Annotated in this window: 14 protein-coding genes and 1 tRNA gene; 5 read left to right on the forward strand and 10 right to left on the reverse strand. The window is 71.6% G+C overall.

Features of this window, described 5'->3' with window-relative positions:
• Nucleotides 1-6: 6 nt before the first annotated feature.
• On the reverse strand, nt 7-555 hold the full coding sequence (locus ACF07S_RS15260; RefSeq protein WP_391962578.1) for an RNA 2'-phosphotransferase: 549 nt from the start codon (nt 553-555) through the stop codon (nt 7-9).
• A gap of 231 nt (nt 556-786) precedes the next feature.
• Entirely contained in the window at nt 787-2535 is a 1749-nt protein-coding gene (locus ACF07S_RS15265; protein ID WP_391974394.1) for an SDR family oxidoreductase, read from the reverse strand.
• Nucleotides 2536-2670: 135 nt separating this feature from the next.
• On the opposite strand from ACF07S_RS15265, the gene ACF07S_RS15270 reads away from it, so the two are divergent.
• The 5 genes from ACF07S_RS15270 (at nt 2671) to ACF07S_RS15290 (ending at nt 6790) form a co-directional block, all read left to right on the forward strand.
• On the forward strand, nt 2671-3714 hold the full coding sequence (locus tag ACF07S_RS15270) for an ABC transporter ATP-binding protein (RefSeq protein ID WP_391963040.1): 1044 nt from the start codon (nt 2671-2673) through the stop codon (nt 3712-3714).
• Nucleotides 3704-4618, forward strand: coding sequence for an ABC transporter permease (locus ACF07S_RS15275; RefSeq protein WP_391962577.1), 915 nt, complete (start codon nt 3704-3706; stop codon nt 4616-4618). The genes ACF07S_RS15270 and ACF07S_RS15275 overlap by 11 nt, the downstream gene beginning before the upstream one ends.
• Nucleotides 4615-5526 (forward strand): ABC transporter ATP-binding protein, encoded by a 912-nt coding sequence (locus ACF07S_RS15280; RefSeq protein ID WP_391962576.1) that lies wholly within the window; start codon nt 4615-4617, stop codon nt 5524-5526. Before ACF07S_RS15275 ends, ACF07S_RS15280 begins: the two co-directional genes overlap by 4 nt.
• 9 nt (nt 5527-5535) lie before the next feature.
• Nucleotides 5536-6255 carry an ABC transporter permease subunit gene (locus tag ACF07S_RS15285; RefSeq protein WP_391962575.1) on the forward strand — a complete coding sequence of 240 codons (720 nt, stop codon included), beginning with the start codon at nt 5536-5538 and terminating at the stop codon, nt 6253-6255.
• 425 nt (nt 6256-6680) lie between these two features.
• Nucleotides 6681-6790: transfer RNA gene (locus ACF07S_RS15290), tRNA-OTHER, on the forward strand.
• A gap of 39 nt (nt 6791-6829) precedes the next feature.
• On the opposite strand, the gene ACF07S_RS15295 is transcribed toward ACF07S_RS15290, so the two are convergent.
• The 8 genes from ACF07S_RS15295 to ACF07S_RS15330 all read right to left on the reverse strand — a co-directional run bounded on the left by ACF07S_RS15295 (nt 6830) and on the right by ACF07S_RS15330 (nt 15763).
• The gene (locus ACF07S_RS15295; RefSeq protein ID WP_391962574.1) at nt 6830-7633 is read right to left on the reverse strand and encodes an HAD family hydrolase; all 804 of its coding nucleotides are present in this window, start codon (nt 7631-7633) and stop codon (nt 6830-6832) included.
• Nucleotides 7630-8907 (reverse strand): serine--tRNA ligase, encoded by a 1278-nt coding sequence (serS, locus tag ACF07S_RS15300; RefSeq protein ID WP_391974350.1) that lies wholly within the window; start codon nt 8905-8907, stop codon nt 7630-7632. Before serS ends, ACF07S_RS15295 begins: the two co-directional genes overlap by 4 nt.
• A 553-nt stretch (nt 8908-9460) precedes the next feature.
• Nucleotides 9461-10393, reverse strand: a complete 933-nt coding sequence (gene pheA / locus ACF07S_RS15305) for a prephenate dehydratase (protein WP_391962572.1) — start codon at nt 10391-10393, stop codon at nt 9461-9463.
• Between the two features lie 71 nt (nt 10394-10464).
• Nucleotides 10465-11751, reverse strand: coding sequence for an iron uptake transporter deferrochelatase/peroxidase subunit (gene efeB, locus ACF07S_RS15310; protein ID WP_391962571.1), 1287 nt, complete (start codon nt 11749-11751; stop codon nt 10465-10467).
• A gap of 5 nt (nt 11752-11756) precedes the next feature.
• On the reverse strand, nt 11757-13793 hold the full coding sequence (locus ACF07S_RS15315) for a copper resistance CopC/CopD family protein (protein ID WP_391974351.1): 2037 nt from the start codon (nt 13791-13793) through the stop codon (nt 11757-11759).
• A 13-nt stretch (nt 13794-13806) separates the two neighbouring features.
• Nucleotides 13807-14256 carry a copper chaperone PCu(A)C gene (locus ACF07S_RS15320; protein WP_391974352.1) on the reverse strand — a complete coding sequence of 150 codons (450 nt, stop codon included), beginning with the start codon at nt 14254-14256 and terminating at the stop codon, nt 13807-13809.
• On the reverse strand, nt 14253-14915 hold the full coding sequence (locus tag ACF07S_RS15325) for an SCO family protein (protein ID WP_391962568.1): 663 nt from the start codon (nt 14913-14915) through the stop codon (nt 14253-14255). The genes ACF07S_RS15320 and ACF07S_RS15325 overlap by 4 nt, the downstream gene beginning before the upstream one ends.
• Nucleotides 14916-15004: 89 nt before the next feature.
• Complete coding sequence (locus tag ACF07S_RS15330; RefSeq protein WP_391962567.1) at nt 15005-15763, reverse strand: YcnI family protein; 759 nt, start codon at nt 15761-15763, stop codon at nt 15005-15007.
• Between the last annotated feature and the right edge of the window lie 161 nt (nt 15764-15924).

Here is a 15924-nt window from a genome sequence, read left to right on the forward strand (position 1 = left end):
GCGGTTTCAGCGGGTTGCGGGAAACCGCAGATACCGGACGGGCACGGCCCGGGTCAGCCACACGCCGTTCGCGCTCACATGGAAGACATGGCCGTCGCGGTGCATGGCGGCCGCGTCCACGGACAGCACCACAGGGCGGCCCCGGCGGGCACCGACGCGGGTCGCCGTCTCACGGTCGGCGGAGAGGTGCACGTCGTGCCGGTTCATCGGCCGGAGCCCTTCGGCGCGGATCGCGTCCAGGCTGCGGGCGACGGTCCCGTGGTACAGGTACGAGGGCGGGGTGGCCGGTGGCAGTCCGAGGTCGACCTCGACGCTGTGGCCCTGGCTGGCGCGGATCCGCGTGCCCTCGACGGCGAAGCGCTGCTTGTCGTTGTCGGCGACGACGTGGTCCAGTTCCTCCCGGGTGAACCGGAAGCCGTGCGCGGACGCGGCGGCGATCAGCGTGTCGATCTCGACCCAGCCGCCCTCGTCGAGAGTGAGCCCGATCCGCTCGGGCTGGTGGCGCAGATGCCTGGCGATGTACTTCGACACCTTCACGGTGCGTCTTTCGTCCATCCGTTCAGACTGCCGGGAGAGACGCGGATCACGCGAACGATTTAGCCCCGGAGGTTTGATCCACAGCCAAGTGCGGTTATCCACAAGCGAATTGACCTTCCTGTGGACAACCGACCCGGCCGTCGACCCGGCCGTCGACCCGACAACTGTCCCGACCGCCGACGTGACAGCCGATGCCACAACCGCCGCCCCGCAGGAGCGCCTTCGCGTCCCGGCCACCCGGCCGCGGCCTCACACCGGCGGCTTCACCCGCGCGATCCTCCGCAGCGCGCCCGGCATCCACCGCGACAGCGCGTACGCCCCCCGCGCCTCCGGGGTGACCGGCACCACCGCCTCGTCGCGCACCACCGCCCGCAGGATCGCGGCGGCGACCTTCTCCGGGGGACAGCCGCGCAGTCCGTGGCGGCGCGCCGCACGCTTCCGCAGGCGCCGTTCCTCCTCGGCGTCCGTCCCCGCGAAACGCGCGGTGGAGGTGATACCGGTGTCGACGAGCCCGGGACAGACCGCCGTCACGCCGATGCCCCGGCCCGCCAGCTCCGCGCGCAGGCACTCGCTCAGCGTCAGCACCGCCGCCTTGGACGTGCTGGAGGCGGGCAGCGCCCTGGACAGCCGGAACGCCGCCGCCGGGGCGACGTTGACGATGTGGCCGCCCTGCCCGCGCTCGGCCATCCGCCGCCCGAAGAGCCGGCAGCCGTGGATCACGCCCCACAGACTGACGTCGAGGACCCGCCGCCAGTCCTCCGGGGTGGTGTCGAGGAAGGAGCCGCCGAGTCCGGCACCGGCGTTGTTCACCAGGACGTCCACCACGCCGTACGCACTGGTGACCCGCTCGGCGAGTCTCTCCACGGCCCGCTCGTCACAGACGTCCGCCGGCTCCGCCCAGGCCGCGACCGCGCCGCGCCGGCGGGCCTCCTCCGCGGTGCGGGCCGCGGCCCCCGCGTCCCGGTCGACCGCCAGCACCCGCGCGCCCGCCTCGGCGAACGCGAGCGCGGTCGCCCGCCCGATGCCGCCGCCCGCTCCCGTGACCAGGACCAACTGCCCGCCGAAGCGGTCGGCGTACCGGCCCGCAGCCGCCACCTCCGTCCGGCCGGCCTCCACGGACGTCACGAAGTCGGTGATCCACGTGGCCAGCTGGTCGGGGCGGCTGCGCGGCACCCAGTGCCCGGCCGGCAGCGTCCGCCGGGTCAGCCGCGGAGCCCACTGCTCCAGATCGTCGTGGAGCCGCTCCGACAGGAAGGCGTCCCCCAGGGGCGTGACGAGCTGCACGGGCACGTGCGCGTAGGCGTCCGCGCGCGGGCTGCGCAGCCGGGGCCGCACATTGTCCCGGTAGAGCCAGACCCCGTGGGCCGCGTCCGACGGCAGGGACGAGGTGGGGTAGCCGTCGCCGGACACCTTCTCGACGCGCTCCAGGATCCGCGGCCACACCCTGCCCAGCGGACCGCGCCAGGCGAGTTCGGGCAGCAGGGGCGCGTGCAGCAGGTACACGTACCAGGACTTGGCGCCCTGGCCGAGCAGCTGGCCGACCCGGCGCGGCGTCGGCCGCCTCAGACGGCGGCCGATCCAGTGCCCGAAGTGGTCGAGCGAGGGGCCCGACATCGAGGTGAAGGAGGCGATCCGCCCCGCGGTGCGCCCGACCGTGACGAACTCCCAGGACTGCACCGAGCCCCAGTCGTGCCCCACCAGGTGCACCGGCCGGTCCGGGCTGACGGCGTCCGCGACGGCGAGGAAGTCGTCGGTCAGCTTCTCCAGGGTGAACCCGCCGCGCAGCGGCCGCGGGGCCGTGGACCGGCCGTGGCCCCGGACGTCGTACGCCACGACGTGGAAGCTCTCGGCGAGGCGCGGCGCGACCTGCGACCACACCTCCTTGCTGTCGGGGTAGCCGTGCACGAGGACGACCGTCGGCCGCCCGGGATCGCCCAGCTCGGCCACGCACAGCTCGACCCCGCCCGTGCGCACCCGGCGCTCCCGCGCGTCCCTCATCCCCGTCACACCGGCGAATCTGGCAGTCGTCGCAGAGCTCGTCAACAGCGTCCCACGGCGTGTGGATAACTCTCAGGCACTGTCTCCCCTACGGGCCCGTACGACTCCAGGGGGACGCCAAGACGGTGCTCCGGTCTGACGACCGGAGTGGTACGGGTCACTACCGTCGTGGACGTGACTGTGATCGCGACCGAAAGCCTGAGCAAGCGGTTCCCCAGGGTGACCGCTCTTGACCGGCTCTCCGTGGACGTCGGGCCCGGTGTGACCGGACTCGTCGGAGCAAATGGAGCCGGCAAGTCCACACTGATCAAGATCCTGCTGGGTCTGTCCCCCGCCACCGAGGGCCGAGCCGCCGTGCTCGGTCTCGACGTCGCCACCGAGGGCGCCGCCATCCGCGAGCGGGTCGGCTACATGCCGGAGCACGACTGCCTGCCGCCGGACGTCTCGGCCACCGAGTTCGTCGTCCACATGGCGCGCATGTCCGGCCTGCCGCCCACCGCCGCGCGCGAACGCACCGCGGACACGCTGCGCCACGTCGGCCTGTACGAGGAGCGCTACCGCCCCATCGGCGGCTACTCGACCGGCATGAAGCAGCGCGTGAAGCTCGCGCAGGCCCTCGTGCACGACCCGCAGCTGGTCTTCCTGGACGAGCCGACCAACGGCCTCGACCCGGTCGGCCGGGACGAGATGCTCGGCCTGATCCGCCGCATCCACACCGACTTCGGCATCTCGGTCCTGGTCACCTCGCACCTGCTGGGCGAACTGGAACGCACCTGCGACCACGTGGTCGTGGTCGACGGCGGAAAGCTGCTGCGCTCCAGCTCCACCACGGCCTTCACCCAGACCACCACGACCCTCGCCATCGAGGTCACCGACACCGACGAGCACCCGGACGGCACCCGCGCGGTGCGCGACGCGCTGCGGGCGCGCGGGGTGGGCACCGAGGACGGCAGCGGGCTGCCGGGCGCCGGACACGTCCTGCTGCTCACCACGCGGGGCGAGGAGACCTACGACCTGGTCCGGGACGTCATCGCGGACCTCGGCCTCGGCCTGGTGCGCATGGAGCAGCGCCGGCACCACATCTCCGAGGTCTTCAAGAACGGCGACGAGAACGGCGACATGAACAACGACGGACACGACGGCGGGCAGCGCGAGGAGGCGGTCGGCCATGGCAGCTGAGCAGTCCCTGCGGACACCGGCCACCGCATCGGGTGACACCCGTATCCACAACATCGGCTACCGCTCCTACGACGGTCCCCGCCTCGGCCGCTCCTACGCCAGGCTGTCGCTGTACTCGCAGTCCCTGCGCGGCTCCTACGGCCTCGGCCGCTCGGTGAAGTCCAAGGTGCTGCCGATGCTGCTGTTCGTGGTGATGTGCGTGCCCGCCGCCATCATGGTGGCCGTGGCCGTCACCACCAAGGCCAAGGACCTGCCCGTCGACTACACGCGCTACGCGATCATCATGCAGGCCGTCATCAGCCTGTACGTGGCCTCGCAGGCACCGCAGTCCGTCTCGCGCGACCTGCGCTTCAAGACCGTACCGCTGTACTTCTCGCGGCCCATCGAAACGGCCGACTACGTGCGCGCCAAGTTCGCCGCGCTGGCCTCGGCCCTGTTCATCCTCACCGCGGCTCCCCTGCTGGTGCTGTACATCGGCGCGCTGCTGGCCAAGCTCGACTTCACCGACCAGACCAAGGGATTCGCACAGGGACTCGTCTCCGTGGCACTGCTCTCGCTGCTCTTCGCCGGCATCGGCCTGGTCATCGCGTCGGTCACCCCGCGCCGCGGCTTCGGCATCGCGGCCGTGATCGCCGTCCTGACCATCTCCTACGGCGCGGTCTCCACGCTCCAGGCGATCGCGGACGCCCAGGGCAGCGGCGACTCCATCGCCTGGATCGGCCTGTTCTCCCCGATCACCCTCATCGACGGCGTGCAGTCCGCCTTCCTGGGCGCGAGTTCCGCGTTCCCCGGCGGAATCGGCCCGAGCGACGGTGAGGGCGTGGTCTACGTCCTCTTCAGCCTCGGTCTGATCGCCGCCTGCTACGGCCTCCTGGTGCGCCGCTACAAGAAGGTGGGACTGTGACCACGCTCAGCATCGACCACGTCTCCCGCTGGTTCGGCAACGTGGTCGCCGTCAACGACATCACCATGACCATCGGCCCCGGCGTCACCGGCCTGCTCGGCCCCAACGGCGCAGGGAAGTCCACCCTCATCAACATGATGGGCGGCTTCCTCGCCCCCTCCACCGGCACCGTCACCCTCGACGGACAGCAGGTCTGGCGCAACGAGGCCATCTACCGGCACATCGGCATCGTCCCCGAGCGCGAGGCGATGTACGACTTCCTCACCGGCCGCGAGTTCGTCCTCGCCAACGCCGAACTGCACGGCCTGGGCGCCCGGGCCGCCCAGCAGGCGCTCGCCACGGTCGAGATGGAGTACGCGCAGGACCGCAGGATCGCGACGTACTCCAAGGGCATGCGGCAGCGCGTGAAGATGGCGTCCGCGCTGGTCCACCAGCCGTCGCTGCTCCTGCTCGACGAGCCCTTCAACGGCATGGACCCGCGCCAGCGCATGCAGCTGATGGACCTGCTGCGGCGGATGGGCGACGAGGGCCGCACCGTGCTGTTCTCCTCCCACATCCTCGAAGAGGTCGAGCAGCTCGCCTGGCACATCGAGGTCGTCGTCGCCGGCCGGCACGCGGCCAGCGGTGACTTCCGCAGGATCCGCCGCCTGATGACGGACCGCCCGCACCGCTATCTGGTGCGCTCCAGCGACGACCGCGCGCTCGCGGCCGCGCTGATCGCCGACCCGTCGACGTCCGGCATCGAGGTCGACCATGCCGAGGGCGCGCTGCGCGTCCAGGCCGTCGACTTCGGCCGCTTCACCGCCCTGCTGCCGAAGGTCGCGCGCGACCACGGCATCCGGCTGCTCACGGTCTCGCCGTCCGACGAGTCCCTCGAGTCCGTGTTCTCGTATCTGGTCGCGGCGTAGGAGGCCCTGATGTACGACCCCACAGTCGCCCGGCTCACCTACCGGGCCCTGCTCGGCCCCCGCCGGGCCCTCATCCTCGGCGCGCTGCCCCTGCTGCTGATCGCGATCTCCCTGGCGGTGCGGGTCCTCGCCGGCGCCGACGACCAGACCGCGGCCGACGTCCTCGGCGGGCTGGCGCTCGCCACGATGGTGCCGATCATCGGCGTCATCGCGGGCACCGGCGCCATCGGTCCCGAGATCGACGACGGCTCGGTGGTGTACCTGCTGTCCAAGCCGATCAAGCGGCCCACGATCATCTACACCAAGCTCATCGTCGCGATCGCCGTCACCATGGTCTTCTCGGCGGTGCCCACACTGATCGCGGGCTTCATCCTGAACGGCAACGGCCAGCAGGTCGCCGTCGCCTACACGGTCGCGGCCCTGGTCGCCTCCATCGCGTACGCGGCGCTCTTCCTGCTGCTCGGCACGGTCTCCCGGCACGCGGTGGTGTTCGGTCTCGTCTACGCGCTGGTCTGGGAGGCGCTGTTCGGCTCCCTGGTGCCCGGCGCGCGCACGCTGAGCATCCAGCAGTGGTCGCTCGCCGTGGCACAGAAGGTCTCCGGCGGTGACCTGGTCACCTCGGACGTGGGTCTGACGACCGCGACGGTCCTGCTGGCCGCCGTCACCGTCCTGGCCACCTGGTACGCCGGCCAGAAGCTGCGCTCGCTGACGCTGGCCGGCGAGGAGTGACGCGTACGGACTCCTGACGCCGGCCTCACCCCCGGTCCGGGCGCACGACCGACGGGGTGAGGAGTACGGCCGACGGGGTGAGGACGGCGGTGACGACCGGGACGGACCGGTCCCGGACGAGGGCTTCGGGCGGGCGCCGGGAACTCCGGGTCCCTCCGTCCGGCGTCCGGCGGATTTATTCGGTGGCCCCCGACCGTCCCGCCGGGCAGAGTGGTGATGTCCGCATCGTCGGGAACGTCCGGCGTCCATGCGCGGGGAGAGGAGCGGGACGATATCCATGCACGGCAGTACGTCCGGCTCCCTTCAGGGCAGCCCGCGGCGGACCCCGGAGTAGCTTCCACCGCTCCGTGGGTCCGCCCCGCAAGGGGAGCTGCCCGGGGCGGCCGCTTCGAGCACGCGCGGTGAGGCGCGTGGGCCGCCCACCCGGAGGATTGGCCGAGTGGTAAGGCACTGGCCCGAGTCAAGCCGTGGTCGGCTCGGCTCAGGCCGTGGTCGGGCCGGAAAGCCCGCGCACGTTCGATCCGTGCATCCTCCGCCGGAACGCCGGAACGCCGGAACGCCGGAACGCCGGGCGTCAGCCCAGCAACCGCTCCAGCACCACCGCGATCCCGTCCTCCTCGTTGGAGGACGTCACCTCGTCGGCCACCTCCCGCAGCTCCCGGTGGGCGTTGGCCATGGCCACGCCGTGCGCGGCCCAGGCGAACATCGGGATGTCGTTGGGCATGTCGCCGAAGGCGATCGTCTCCGCCGCCTTCACACCCAGCCGGCGCGCCGCCAGCGACAGTCCCGTCGCCTTGGACAGGCCCAGCGGGAGCAGCTCGACGATGCCCTCGCCCGCCATCGTGACGGTGACGAAACCGCCCGCCGTGCGGGCGGCCGCGTCGGCGAGCTCGTCGGAGGTCAGGGTCGGGTGCTGGATGTACAGCTTGTTCAGGGGCGCCGTCCACACATCCGACGCGTCCGTGAACGGGATCGCGGGCAGCCCGCCGACGATCTCGTAGCCGGGGCCGACCATCACCTCGCCGTCCAGCCCGTCGCGGCTGGCCGCCAGGTGCAACGGGCCGACCTCCGCCTCGATCTTGGCCAGCGCCACCCCGGCCAGCTGCCGGTCCAGCGTCACGGAGGTCAGCAGGCGGTGCGCGCCCGCGTCGTACACCTGGGCGCCCTGGCCGCAGACGGCGAGGCCGTCGTAGCCGAGGTCGTCGAGTATGGGGCGGGTCCAGGGCACCGCGCGGCCGGTGACGACGATGTGGGCGGCGCCCGCCGCGGTGGCCGCGGCGAGCGCGTCACGGGTGCGCGGGGAGACCGAGTGGTCGTCCCGCAGCAGCGTGCCGTCGAGGTCGGTGGCGATGAGTCGGTAGGGGAAGGCCGCGCTCACTTGGCGACCGGTTCCAGGAGCTCACGCCCGCCCAGGTACGGACGCAGTACCTCCGGCACGCGCACCGAGCCGTCGGACTGCTGGTGGTTCTCCAGGATCGCCACGATCGTGCGCGGTACGGCGCACAGGGTGCCGTTGAGCGTGGCCAGCGGGCGCACCTTCTTGTCCTCACGGACACGGATCGACAGCCGGCGCGACTGGAACTCGGTGCAGTCCGAGGTCGAGGTCAGCTCGCGGTACTTGCCCTGGGTCGGGATCCAGGCCTCGCAGTCGTACTTACGCGCGGCCGAGGAGCCCAGGTCGCCCGAGGCGACGTCGATCACGCGGAACGGCAGCTCCAGCGAGGTCAGCCACTGCTTCTCCCACTCCAGCAGCCGCTGGTGCTCCGCCTGCGAGTCCTCCGGGTCGACGTACGAGAACATCTCGACCTTGTCGAACTGGTGCACGCGGAAGATGCCCCGGGTGTCCTTGCCGTGCGAACCGGCCTCGCGGCGGAAGCAGGGCGAGAAGCCCGCGTACCGCAGCGGCAGCCGGTCGGCGTCGATGATCTCGTCCATGTGGTACGCGGCCAGCGCGACCTCGGACGTGCCGACCAGGTAGAGGTCGTCCTTGTCCAGGTGGTAGACGTCCTGGGCGGCCTGGCCGAGGAAACCGGTGCCCGCCATCGACTGGGGGCGCACCAGCGCGGGGGTCAGCATCGGCGTGAACCCGGCGGCCGTGGCCTGCGCCATGGCGGCGTTCACCAGGGCCAGCTCGAGCAGCGCGCCGACGCCGGTCAGGAAGTAGAAGCGCGAACCGGAGACCTTGGCGCCGCGCTCGACGTCGATGGCGCCGAGGCGCTGGCCGAGTTCCAGGTGGTCCCTGGGCTCGAAGCCCTCGGCGCCGAAGTCGCGGACGGTGCCGTGCGTCTCCAGCGTGACGAAGTCCTCCTCGCCGCCGACGGGCACGTCGGGGTGGATGAGGTTGCCCAGCCGGAGCAGCAGCTCCTGGGTCTCGGCGGCGGCGGCGTCACGGTCGGCGTCGGCCGCCTTGACGTCGGCCGCCAACTGACCGGCCTTCTTGAGCAACTCGGCCTTCTCGTCGCCGGCCGCCTTGGGGATGAGCTTGCCGAGCGCCTTCTGCTCGGCGCGCAGCTCGTCGAAGCGGACGCCGGACGACCTGCGCCGTTCGTCGGCAGACAGGAGGGCGTCGACGAGCGCGACATCCTCTCCACGGGCGCGCTGCGAAGCGCGCACTCGGTCGGGGTCCTCACGAAGCAGGCGAAGGTCAATCACGCGGTCAAGGCTACCGGTGCGGGACGACGACCCACGAACCACTATTTCCGAGGGAGCGTCTCACGTTCCGTTATGGGTTAATTGCGCATTGTGTCCTTTGAGTCAATGAATGCGACGGCACCCCTTGAACGGGTCGGTCCACGGGTGGCCGGTTGACGCGAATCCCTTGTGTGGAGCGGGATTTGGGGCTCGGTTGTCCACAGGTGCCCACGCTTCGGGAAAAGTTATCCACAGGGTGTGGGGAAGATCTGTGGACTTCGAAATCGATCACTCCGAAGCGCTCGACCGGAGCCGTGGATTCCCGGCACAAACCCCCTCTATTCCTACTTTTGAGTGGAAAGAGTTCGCCCTAAAGGGTTGACCAAAGGAAAAGGGTGGACGAAGGGTGAGGTGCGGGGCGATGAACGCGATCATGACCCGTAGGCCGACTTGTCGACCGAATGCGACTTCGGTGTCGACTTGTCCCCAGGTCGAGAAGCGGACCTGTGGATAACTTCTGTGGATAACGAAAATCAGCAGGTAGGACCGATCGTCCTGGTTGCCGATGGTCCCGTCAGAACCGGCCGTCCTGGCACCGCGCCACCCAGTCCGCCGCCCCCACGAACTCCGCGTCCGACGTCCCGGGCAGCGGCGGCCGCACCTCGCCCGGACGCACATCCGCACGCGGGTACGACCCGAGGAAGCGCGCCTGGAGGCAGATCCGCTTCAGTCCCGTCAGCGCCTCGGCCATCCTGCGGTCCGAGATGTGCCCCTCGGCGTCGACGCAGAAGCAGTAGTTGCCGATACCGGCACCCGTCGGCCGGGACTGGAGCAGCATCAGGTTGATGCCCCGCGTGGCGAACTCGCCCAGCAGGTCGCGCAGGCCACCGGGGTGGTCGTCGCGCTGCCACAGCACGATGGAGGTCTTGTCGGCGCCGGTGGGTGCCGCGGGCCGGGCGGGGCGGCCCACCAGCACGAACCGGGTCTGGGCGTTCTCCGCGTCGTGGATCCCCGTCTCCAGGGCCTCCAGCCCGTACCGGGCGGCCGCGAACTCGCCGGCGAAGGCCGCGTCGTACCGACCCTCCTGGACCAGTCGCGCACCGTCCGCGTTCGAGGCGGCCGACTCCCAGACGGCGTCCGGGAGATGGGCCTTCAGCCAGTTGCGCACCTGCGGCTGGGCGGCCGGGTGGGCGGTGACCGTCTTGATGTCCGACAGCTTGGTACCGGGGCGGACGAGCAGTGCGAACGTGATGGACAGCAGCACCTCGCGGTAGATCATCAGCGGGGTGCCCGCGACCAGTTCGTCGAGGGTGGTGGTGATGCCGCCCTCGACGGAGTTCTCGATGGGGACGAACGCGGCCTCGGCCTCGCCGACGCGCACCGCGTCGAGCGCGGACTGCACGGACACGTACGGGATCAGCTCACGGGTGGCCGCCTCGGGAAGCGTGCGCAGGGCGACTTCGGTGAAGGTGCCCTCGGGACCGAGATACGCATAGCTCGCTGGCATGCCCTCACCCTAATGGGCTCACGCCGCCGGCATCCTCTCCACGAGCACCCAGGGGTGACCCGACGCGGTTCTCATCCCTCCAGCAGTCGCTGACCCACATACTCACCCTCCGCCGCACCGCCCGGCACCGCGAAGAGCCCGCTCGCCTCGTGACGGATGAACGGGGTCAGGGCGTCGCCCCGGTCCAGTTTGCGCTGCACCGGCACGAAGCCGCGCAGTGGATCGGCCTGCCAGCAGATGAACAGCAGACCCGCGTCCGGCACCCCGTCCGTGCCGATGCCGTCGTGGTACGAGAACGGGCGCCGGAGCATCGCCGCGCCGCCGTTCTGGTCGGGCCGGGTGATCCTGGCGTGGGCGTTGAAGGGGACGACCAGGCCGCCCTCGGCGTCCGTCTTCTCCAGGTCCATCTCGGACGTCTCGGTGCCCCCGGACAGCGGAGCCCCGTCGGCCTTGCGGCGCCCGATGACGTTCTCCTGCTCCTTGACGGGCAGCTTCTCCCAGTCGTCCAGCAGCATGCGGATCCGGCGTACGACGACGTAGGAGCCGTTCGCCATCCAGGCGGGCTCGCCCTTCTCCGGTACGAAGATCCGCCGGGCGAAGTCGGACTCGGCGGGCTTGGGGTTGCGGGTGCCGTCGACCTGGCCCATCAGGTTGCGGGTGGTCATCGGGTGGGCGGTGGCGCCCGGCGAGCGGTTGAAGCCGTTCATCTGCCAGCGCACCCTGGCCGCCGCGCCCGCGTCCTTCTGAACGGCCCGCAGGGCGTGGAAGGCCACGAGGGCGTCGTCGGCGCCGATCTGCACCCACAGATCGCCGTTGCCGCGGGCCTTGTCGAGGTGGTCGGAGGAGAAGTCGGGCAGGGGGTCCAGGGCGACCGGGCGCTGCTTCTCCAGGCCGGTACGACCGAAGAAGCTGTGGCCGAAGCCGAAGGTCAGGGTCAGCGAGGAGGGTCCGGCGTCGCGGGCCACATCGGTGTCACCCTGTGCGCTCGGCTCTCCCGCCATCAGCCGACGGGCCGTGTCCGACCAGCGGCGCAGAAGTGCGGCCGCCTCCTTGCGGCCGGCGCCGGGGGCGAGGTCGAAGGCGATGAGATGGCCGCGGGCCTGGAGCGGCTGGGTGATGCCGGGCTGATGTTTCACGTGAAACTCCACCCGGCTGTCGCCCACCGAGGTCAGCGGGGTGGCCCCGGCGGGGGCCGACGCGTACCCCACCGCTCCGCCCGATGCGCCGAGGACGAGCCCGGTGGCGCCGGCCGTGCCGAGCAGCCGGCGCCGGGAGACGCCGCCCCGGGGGGCCCGGTCCACGGGCCCCGCTTCGGGTGCCTCCGGGGTACGGACCTGCGGAAGGGACTGGTCAGCCATGTGGTTCAGCCGATCTGCGCGTTCTTCGAGACGGTCACCTGGTCGATGTCGGAGGTCCGCACGGTGACCTCGATCTCCCAGTCGCCCGCCATGGGGATCTGTACTCCGCTCGCCGACCAGTGTCCGGTGGTGAGGTGGTCGGGGACGACGGGCAGCGGCCCGACGTCCTTGGCGGAGAGGGTGAAGGCGACCTTCACCTCGGGGATGTCGAAGGCCCGGCCGTCCGTGTCCTCCACATAGACGTGCATGTCGTTGTCGCCGACCCGAGCGGGGTCGAGGTCGATCGTGATGACGCCCTCGCCCTTCTCGCCGCCGGTGTCGAACGGCATGTTCAGGGTCACCGCGCCGGTGCCCTGGCCGTCGGCGGCGGAAGCCGAGGACGAGGCGGAGGTGGCCGCCGCGGCCTCCTGCTCGGTACGTCCCGGTTCGGTCTGCGTCAGCACCGTGGTGACGGCGAGCAGGACGACGGCGATGCCCGCCTCGGCGAGCACGGAGCGGCGCAGGCCGAAGCGGTGGGGGTCGGCGTCCCGCAGCCGCTTCCGCCGGGCGGTCTCCCGGGCGGCCCGCTGCCGGGCGAGCTGCGCGGCCCGGACGGGGTCCGCACCGGCGGCTTCCCCGGTCCTGGCTGTTCCCTGCGCGGAGTCCGCGTCGAGGGCCTCCCCGGTCCCGGTTGTTCCCGTCTCGTCCTTGTCGGCCGCCTCGGCGCGGGGCCCGTGCCCCCCGGCCCCGGCCCCGTGGGTCTCCGCCCGCCGTGCGCCGACGCCGGCCCGCTGGTGGGCGCCGCCGTTTCCGGCCTGTGCCGTGCCGTCCGCCTCCGCCAGCCGCGACGTCCACCGTCGGGAGACGGCGGCGATCCCGACCAGCACCACCATGAGCCCGATCTTCGCGAGCAGCAGCTGCCCGTACCGGGTGTCGGTGAACGCCGACCAGGAGCCGAGCTGCCGCCAGCTCTGGTAGACGCCGGTACCGACCAGCGTCACCACGCTGCCGAGGGCGAGCCGCGAGAACCGCTGGACGGCGTCCCGGCCGACCGGGGTCTCGGCGGGCGCCCGGTAGAGCGCGACGAGCAGGGTGGTGAGCCCGCCGAGCCAGGCGGCGACGGCCAGCAGATGCACCACGTCGACGGGCATGGCGATCCCCGGCTGCAGCCCCTGGGACGCGTGCTCGGACATCGCCCAGCTCGCGGCGAGCCCGGCCGCCACGACCGTCCCGCCGATCGCCAGGCCGAAGGTGAGGTCCCGCTTCTCCTCGTCCTCCGACGGACGGGCATACGCCCCGAACAGCACCGCGATGAACAGCGCCGCCGCGGCGAGCAGCAGCAGCCGGGACACCAGTGCCGCACCCGTCTTGGTCTGGAGCACCTCGCCGAGCAGCGTCAGGTCGAAGACGTCGCCGACCGTCCCGGAGCGGGTGTAGGAGCCGCGCAGGAGCAGCAGCGCGAGCGTGGCCGCGGTGAGCGCCAGCCAGCCGGAGACGACCAGCCGCTGCACCGCCCGCACGCCGGCACCGCGTCCCCAGCAGGCGAGTACGAAGGCGGCCCCGCCGGCCATGACGACGAAGCCGGCGTAGGACACGTACCGGCCGATGCCGTACAGCCACCTCACCGGACCGTCGTCGGCGGCACCCGCGGAGACCGGGACGGACGTCTCGGAGGGGGCGCCGATGGAGAAGGTGAAGGCGCCGGCGACGGGATGGCTGTCCGCCGACACGATCTGGTAGGCCACGGTGTACGTGCCGTCGGGCAGCCCGCTGAGCAGCCGCACGGTGTACGTCGTGCCGCTGGGGTTGGCCGGAGTGCCCTTGTCGACCCGCTCGCCCTTGGGGTCGAGCACCCGCACGGCGTCGTCGCTCACCGCGACCTGCTCGGAGAAGGTGAGCGAGACCTGGGTGGGGGCCGTGTCGACCACCGCCCCCTGCGCGGGGGCGCTGCCGGTCAGCGCGGCGTGCGCGGAGACGGGAGCGGCCCCGGCGAGGAGCGCGCCGGTGACGGCCAGGAACAGCAGCACCAGGCTCCGCACGCGGGGGGCGATGGTCTGGGTCACAGGGGTGTCTCCCTCAGTGTCCGGTCTTCGGGGTGTAGGTGGCCGGCTTCACCGGGATCTCGACCGTGACGGGGTCGGAGTGGGCGAAGCGCAGTTCGACGGAGACCTTCTGGCCCTGCTTCGGCTTCCGCTTCAACTGCTCGAACATCAGGTGGTTGCCGCCGCTCTCCAGTACCAGACTGCCGTGGGCCGGGATGTCGAGGGCCTCGACCTCCCGCATGGCCCCGTCGACGGTCTCATGCACGGTGACCTGGTCGGCGACGTCGCTGGTGGCGGAGGTCAGCCGGTCCGCGGCGTCGCCCTCGTTGGTGATGGTGAGGAAGCCGGCGGCCATGTCCGACACCGGCTGCGGGATGTAGGCGGAGCCGATGGACAGCTCGGCCTCGGCGCTGCCGGAGCCGCCGCACCCGGCCAGGACCAGTATCCCCGTGGTGGCCACGGCGGCGGCCGTGAGGCGCCTCACGGGTTCTCACCCTTGATGATCTTGGGGAGGTCCTTGGTGTAGTCGTCGACCGTGGCGTCCTCGCCGTAGAGCACGTAGCCGCCGTCGGTCTTCGGGGAGAAGGCGATGACCTGGGTGCCGTGGTCGGAGACGACCTTGCCCTTGTCGTCCTTGCGCGGCGGGTCGATCGAGATGCCGAGGCTGCGGGCCCCGGCCTGGACGGTGGCGAAGTCGCCGGTCAGGCCGACGACCTGGGAGTCGATGCCCTTGAGCCACTTGCCCAGGGCGGGGGCGGTGTCCCGGTCGGGGTCGGTGGTGACGAACACGATCCGCAACTCGTCCTGCTGGTCCCGGGGCAGCTGCTTCTTGGCCACGGCGATGTTGTTCATCGTCAGCGGGCAGACGTCGGGGCAGTGCGTGTAGCCGAAGTAGATCAGCGTGGGCCGGCCCGCGGTCTCCTCGCGGAGGTCGTACTCCTCGCCGTTCGTGTCGGTGAGGACGAGGTCCGGCTTCTCGAAGGGATTGTCGAGGACGGTGGCCGCCTTGCGGGCGCCGGCCTCCTCGGACACCACGGCGACGGGGTCGCCGCTGTCGCCGGTGCCGCTGCCGCTGCCGCAGGCGGAGAGGCTCAGGGAGGCGACGGCGAGCAGAGCCGCCGCCGCGAAGGTCTTGGTGCGCATGAAGGATCCTGTTGGTGGGTGTGCGGGCGCGCACCGGAGGCCACGGGACCGTGAACGGTCCGGTGCGCGCCGCGGAGAAGGGGGAGGGCTCAGGCGGTGGTGCGCCGGCGCCCGGCGAGCACGCCGTAGGCGACGCCCGCGGCGCCGACCACGATGCCGACGACGGCCAGGACGCGGGCGGTGGTGTCCGTACCGCTCGAGTCGCCTTCCTCGGAGGCGGCGGGGGCCTGGGCGGAGGCGTTCCCGGCCGGGGCGGCTTCGTCTTCGGAGGCCGCTTCATCGGCCGAGGCGCCGTGGGAGTGACCGTCCTCGGAGGCCTCGGAGAGGGCGAGCACGGGGGCCGGGTTGTCGGGCTCCTCCTGGCCTTCCTGCGGCACCTCGATCCAGCGGACGACTTCCTTGTTGGAGTACGTCTGCAGGGCCTTGAAGACGAGTTCGTCGGCGTCCTCGGGCAGCGCGCCGACGGACACCGGGAACTTCTGGAAGAAGCCGGGCTCGATGCCCTCGCCGTCGGCGGTCCAGGTGACCTTGGAGACGGCCTCGTCGATCTTCTCGCCGTGCATCTCGAGCGGCTTGTCCAGCTTCGACTTGCTGACCTCGATGTCCCAGCCCTCGACCGGCTGCGGCATCACGGACGCCAGCGGGTGGTCCGTGGGGAAGGTGATCTCGACCTTGGTGGTCGAGGCGTTGTCCCGCTCGTTGGGGACCTTGAAGCCGACGACCGCGTAACCGCCCTTGGCGGCCTCACCCTCCGGCTGCACGGTGACGTGTGCGAAGCAGGGGGTGGACACGGCGAGGACGGCGGCACCGGCGACGGCACCGGCGGCGGCGATACGGGAAGCCTTCATGGCAGAAGCACTCCGCTTCGATTGAGGTTTCACTGACGGTGAGGGACTCGCGGCGCGTGCGGCCGGACGGCTCTCCGCAGGGAGGGACCGGGCGCACACGGACATCGGGCGCACACGCGCGTGCCGCACGCCGGCGGCCTCCCCGCACCGCGAAGACCCGG

This window comes from Streptomyces sp. NPDC016640 (genome assembly GCF_043076215.1).
GTDB lineage: Bacteria > Actinomycetota > Actinomycetes > Streptomycetales > Streptomycetaceae > Streptomyces.

Bases quoted from the DNA above. Each gene is read 5' to 3' on its own strand.
- ACF07S_RS15260 (WP_391962578.1), bottom strand. From the start codon at position 555: ATGGACGAAAGACGCACCGTGAAGGTGTCGAAGTACATCGCCAGGCAT.
- ACF07S_RS15265 (WP_391974394.1), bottom strand. From the start codon at position 2,535: ATGAGGGACGCGCGGGAGCGCCGGGTGCGCACGGGCGGGGTCGAGCTG.
- ACF07S_RS15275 (WP_391962577.1), top strand. From the start codon at position 3,704: ATGGCAGCTGAGCAGTCCCTGCGGACACCGGCCACCGCATCGGGTGAC.
- ACF07S_RS15285 (WP_391962575.1), top strand. From the start codon at position 5,536: ATGTACGACCCCACAGTCGCCCGGCTCACCTACCGGGCCCTGCTCGGC.
- pheA (WP_391962572.1), bottom strand. From the start codon at position 10,393: ATGCCAGCGAGCTATGCGTATCTCGGTCCCGAGGGCACCTTCACCGAA.
- efeB (WP_391962571.1), bottom strand. From the start codon at position 11,751: ATGGCTGACCAGTCCCTTCCGCAGGTCCGTACCCCGGAGGCACCCGAA.
- ACF07S_RS15325 (WP_391962568.1), bottom strand. From the start codon at position 14,915: ATGCGCACCAAGACCTTCGCGGCGGCGGCTCTGCTCGCCGTCGCCTCC.
- ACF07S_RS15330 (WP_391962567.1), bottom strand. From the start codon at position 15,763: ATGAAGGCTTCCCGTATCGCCGCCGCCGGTGCCGTCGCCGGTGCCGCC.